The organism is Arthrobacter sp. H41, from assembly GCF_000520535.1.
In the GTDB taxonomy this organism is placed as follows: Bacteria; Actinomycetota; Actinomycetes; order Actinomycetales; family Micrococcaceae; genus Arthrobacter_D.
In genome coordinates, this window is record NZ_KI914792.1 from 33605 (window position 1) to 38032 (window position 4428).

Sequence of the window (4428 nt, forward strand, 5' to 3'; positions counted from 1 at the left end):
TTTGGGGAAGGCGCCGGCCGCCCGCTGCACGTAGCCCGCGGTGAGGTCGAGGATCGGCCGCCGGGCCATGCCGCTTTTCGCAACTGGTGCCGCCGAGCGGTAACCGTGTTTGTCCATGTGCTTGAGCAGGCGGCAGACGTAGCGGGAGCTCAAATCCGCCCGTAACGTCCAGGACGCGTTGGTGTAGCCGACGCACAGCGCCAGGTTGGGGATGCCGCTGAGCATGACCCCGCGGTACACCCAGGTCTCGCCGAGGTCGACCGCCTTCCCGTCCACGCTGAAGCTCGCGCCGCCGAGCGGCAGCATCGAGAGCCCGGTGGCAGTGACCACGACGTCGGCGTCGAGCTCCCGTCCCGAGGACAACCGGATTCCGCGAGGCGTGAAGGTTTCGATGGTGTCGGTCACTATCGATGCCTTGCCTGTTTTCAGCGTGCGGAAGAAGTCGGCGCTCGGGGCGAAACACACCCGCTGGTCCCAGGGGCTGTACCGGGGGGTGAAGTTGTCCCGCACCGTCTGCCCGTCGCCCAGGATGGCCGTGGCCTGTTTGCGGAACATCTTTTTGGCGAGCTCGGGGCGGCGCCTGCACAGCTGGTAGAAGGCCTGCGTGACCAGGACGTTCTTCCCCCGCGCAAGGCGGTGCGCGGCCCCGGCCGGAAGGTACCTGCGCACGGCGTCGGCAAACCCGTCGCGGCTCGGCACGGCGAGGATGTACGAGGGGGAGCGCTGGAGCATGGTGACGTGGGCGGCGTCGTCGGCCATCGACGGCACGAGCGTGATGGCGGTGGCGCCGCTGCCGATCACCACCACACGCTTCCCCGTGTAGTCGAGGTCCGCCGGCCAGAACTGCGGCCGGACCACCTGGCCACGGAAGTCCTCGATGCCGGGGAGGGGCGGCTCATAGCCGCGGTCGTAGTCGTAGTAGCCCGTGCAGGAGTAGAGGAAACCGCAGGTCAATGACCGGCGCTCGATGGCGCCGTCCTGGCCTGTCATTTCGAGTTCGAGGAGCCAGTGGGCGTCCGCCGTGGACCACGTCGCTCTGACCAGCCGCGTGCTGAAGCGGATGCTCTCCGCAATGCCGGTATCCGCGGCGGTGTCGCGGATGTAGCTGAGGATGGAGGCGCCGTCGCCGATGGATCTGGCGCCAGTCCAGGGGCGGAACGGATAGCTGAGGGTGAACATGTCGGAGTCGGAGCGCACGCCGGGGTAGCGGAAAAGATCCCACGTCCCACCGATCGAATCCCGGGCTTCGAGCACTGCGAAGTTCTTACCCGGACAGTGGGTCTTCAGGCGGTAGGCGGCTCCGATACCGGAAAGGCCGGCGCCCACGATGACGACGTCGAGGTGTTCAGGGTGTTGGGGCATCCTTCGATTATTTCCCAGACACGCCAGGAGTACTTGACTCAGGATGACAGGTATTTACCCTTGGACGACATGAAGTCATTCATCCGGTCGGCCGGGATCCGGGGATTCCGTGCCGTCGTCGAAGCTCATCAGGGCGATGCCGGGCTCCTCGCGGAGCGTTACGGCGTGGGCGTCGAGGCGCTGGACTCCGACGACGTGCTGGTATCCGACGTCGCCATGGGCCGGCTGCTCGAGGGTGCGGCCCGTGAACTGCCCTGTCCCGACCTCGGACTGCAGATGGCACTGCATCAGGACATCGGCATCCTCGGTCCGCTGGCCATCGCCGTGCAGAACGCACCGACGGTGAATGGAGCGTTGGAGTGCACCTCGCAGTTCCTGTTCGTGCACAGCCCGATACTCAGCTTCAGCATCGTTGCCGCTCCCGAGGGCAGGCACGGGGTGGGGCTGCGCTACGGATCGGCTGACGGCAGTGCTCCACCCCGGCAGGGATCGGATGTGGGCCTCGCTTTCGTCCACCGTATGATGCGGTTCCTGGTGGGCGGGCCGTACGGTCTGCACTCGGTGCATCTGCCGCACCGGCCGCTGGCCCCGGCATCGCGGTATACCGCCTTTTTCGGCGCAGAAGTGCATTTCCAGCAGGAGTCGGCGCTGCTCGGTGTCCCACGCAGCCTCCTCGACCGTCCCCTGACCGGCGTCGACGAGGCGCTTCGCGAGATCGCCCTGACGTACCTTCAGACACGCTTTCCGGAGCCGGGACGAACCCTTGCGCCGCAGGTCCGGGTCGCGATCGACCGGTCGCTCGGAACATCCCCGGCACGGATCGAGTCCACGGGCCGCCTGCTGGGAATGCACCCCCGGACGGTGCAGCGGAAACTCGCAGCTGAAGGGACTTCGTTCGGCATCCTGCTCGACGACGCCCGGCGCGAGTCGGCGCTGCGGCTCATCACGCGGACCGATCTTCCCTTCGTGCAGATTGCCGCGCTCGTGGGGTTGTCCGAACAGTCGGCACTGACACGTTGTGCGCGGCGGTGGTTCGGTGCGACGCCGCGTGCCGTCCGGGCACAGGGCATTGCTGCGGATCCGGAAGCGGGAGCGCCCTGATCGGGGCGGACGGGGCGGACCCGGCGGGAGCTCTCGTGGAATTCCATTGTGCCCACCGCCCGCTGATGCTATTCCTTGAAGGAGGACTACTGCCAACCAAGGAGAAGCGATGACCGTCAATATCGATGCCGAGGAACACGAGCTCAGCGAATGGAGCCGGAAGCTCACGCAGGCGCTACAGATCCTTGACCTCGAGGTGGACCACGAGAGGATCGTCGAGGTTGCCGAGCACTCCTCGAAGTCCATCTCGCCGAACGCCGGAGCCATCAGCGCCTTCCTCGTTGGCTATGCCGCGGGCTCATCGCCCACCAGAGGCCGGAGGGGTTCTGACGCAGCAGTGCAGAAGGCCTCCAGCACTGTTCTCGAGATCGTGGCGCAGAATCCGGGCGACGGGCAGGAGAAGTCGGGCTGGACGGGTTCCGCCCAGTAGCCGGTTCGCCCGTCAGCCGGTTCGCCCGTCAGTGGAACCGGCCAGTTGCCTGATGCGCGTCAGCGCGAGCGCAGTGTCGTCCAGGCGAGCACGGCAACCACCAGGGCCATGGCGCAGAGCCCCAGCCCCGCATAGCCCACGAGGGTGAGGACCGGCCCGGCCAGCGCCCCGCCCAGGGCGCCGGCGGAGTTCATGAGCAGGTCCGACGAGCCCTGGACGGCAGCGCGCTCCTCGAGGGGAACCGAGTCGGCGAGGAGGGTGGAACCTGACACCACCGAAGCCGACCAGCCGAGGCCCAGCAGGATCAGGCTGGCGGTCACCGCACCCTGCGATTCCGCCCCGATCCAGGCGAGGAACAGCGCTCCGAGCAGCAGGACCTGTCCCAGGACGATGGTCCGGATGCGGCCTGCGCGATCCGAGAGCCAGCCGAAGAGGGGCGAAAGGCCATACATGCCCGCCACGTGGAGGCTGATGGTCAGGCCGACGATTCCCAGTGTCGCGCCGGCATCGTGGAGGTGAACGGGCGTCATGGACATCAGCGCAACCATGGCGGAGTGGCTGATCGCGATGCTCCCGACGGCGTACCGGGCCGTTGGGTTGCGTCGAAGGATCACGAGGCCACGTGGGCCGTGCTGCTTCGCGCCGGCAGCGCTGTCGCTGGGGACACCGGCGTCGGCGTTGCCGGCGCCGCCGCCGTCGTCGTTGGTCTGCGGGCCCGACAGACCCGCGCCACGGCTGATGCTTCCGCCGGCGCCGGCACGTCCGCCGCTGCCCGGAATCCCGGCATCCGCAGTACGTGCAGCAATCGCGCCCGCGTGCGTCGTCGTGCTTCGCTCGAGCGCCGTCAGCAGCGGGTCGGGGCGAAGGCCCACCGCGTAGATGATCGCCGCTCCCGCCTGGGCGGCGATGGAGAACAGGAAGCCGCCGCTGAGGGCGGGCAGGCCGAAGACCGCGGCAACGGCCTGCCCCGGTTCGAAGAGGTTGGGGCCGAGGACCGCGCCCACGGTGGTGGACCACACGACGATCGAGAGATCCCGGCCCCGGGTGCCTGGGGCGGCGAGGTCGGTGGCGGCGAAGCGTGCCTGGAGGCTCGTGGCTCCACCAGCACCCAGCAGCGCCAGGGACAGGAGAAGCAGCCAGAACAGGGACAGCGAGGCCGCGACGACGGCGAGTATCGCTCCGCCGCCGGCAATGGTGGCGCCCGTGGAGAGCGAGACCCGCCGTCCACGATTGCGGGCCAGGGTTGCAAGCGGGACCGCCGCGGTCGCTGCGCCAAGGGTGCTCATGGTCGCGGCCATGCCGGACCACGCACTTGAGCCCGACGTCTCGGCTGCGAGTAGGGCACCCAAGGAAAGTGTTGCGCCCATGCCGATCCCACCGAGGATCTGCGCGAACACCAGGACGGAAACAACCTTGCGCTGGACGGGGTCCTGCGGCGTACCGGCCTTGCTTCCGCTCACCCTTGTGCCTGCCTTGCCTCGACTGCCGGAACCTGCCGCTCAGGCGGGCAGGTCCCAGCAGTCTATAAGCCGGGT

4 protein-coding genes are annotated in these 4428 nt (G+C 68.2%); 2 read left to right on the plus strand and 2 right to left on the minus strand.

Going from position 1 to position 4428, the window contains the following annotated elements; genetic code table 11:
* Nucleotides 1–1362 (minus strand): flavin-containing monooxygenase (locus Y705_RS18595; protein ID WP_081737929.1); only part of this gene is annotated, 1362 nt, incomplete at its 3' end.
* A gap of 69 nt (nucleotides 1363–1431) precedes the next feature.
* Between Y705_RS18595 and Y705_RS18600 the strand changes: the two genes are divergently transcribed.
* A complete protein-coding gene (locus Y705_RS18600; protein ID WP_049822521.1) occupies nucleotides 1432–2463 on the plus strand; it encodes an AraC family transcriptional regulator in 1032 nt (343 codons plus the stop codon).
* Between the two features lie 109 nt (nucleotides 2464–2572).
* Nucleotides 2573–2893 carry a DUF6457 domain-containing protein gene (locus Y705_RS18605; protein WP_049822514.1) on the plus strand — a complete coding sequence of 107 codons (321 nt, stop codon included), beginning with the start codon at nucleotides 2573–2575 and terminating at the stop codon, nucleotides 2891–2893.
* Between the two features lie 59 nt (nucleotides 2894–2952).
* Here Y705_RS18605 and Y705_RS18610 read toward each other — a convergent pair whose 3' ends face one another.
* Entirely contained in the window at nucleotides 2953–4353 is a 1401-nt protein-coding gene (locus Y705_RS18610; protein ID WP_049822515.1) for an MFS transporter, read from the minus strand.
* Between the last annotated feature and the right edge of the window lie 75 nt (nucleotides 4354–4428).

Excerpts from the sequence above, each read along its gene's own strand:
- Y705_RS18600 (WP_049822521.1), top strand. The coding sequence starts at position 1,432 with ATGAAGTCATTCATCCGGTCGGCCGGGATCCGGGGATTCCGTGCCGTC.
- Y705_RS18605 (WP_049822514.1), top strand. The coding sequence starts at position 2,573 with ATGACCGTCAATATCGATGCCGAGGAACACGAGCTCAGCGAATGGAGC.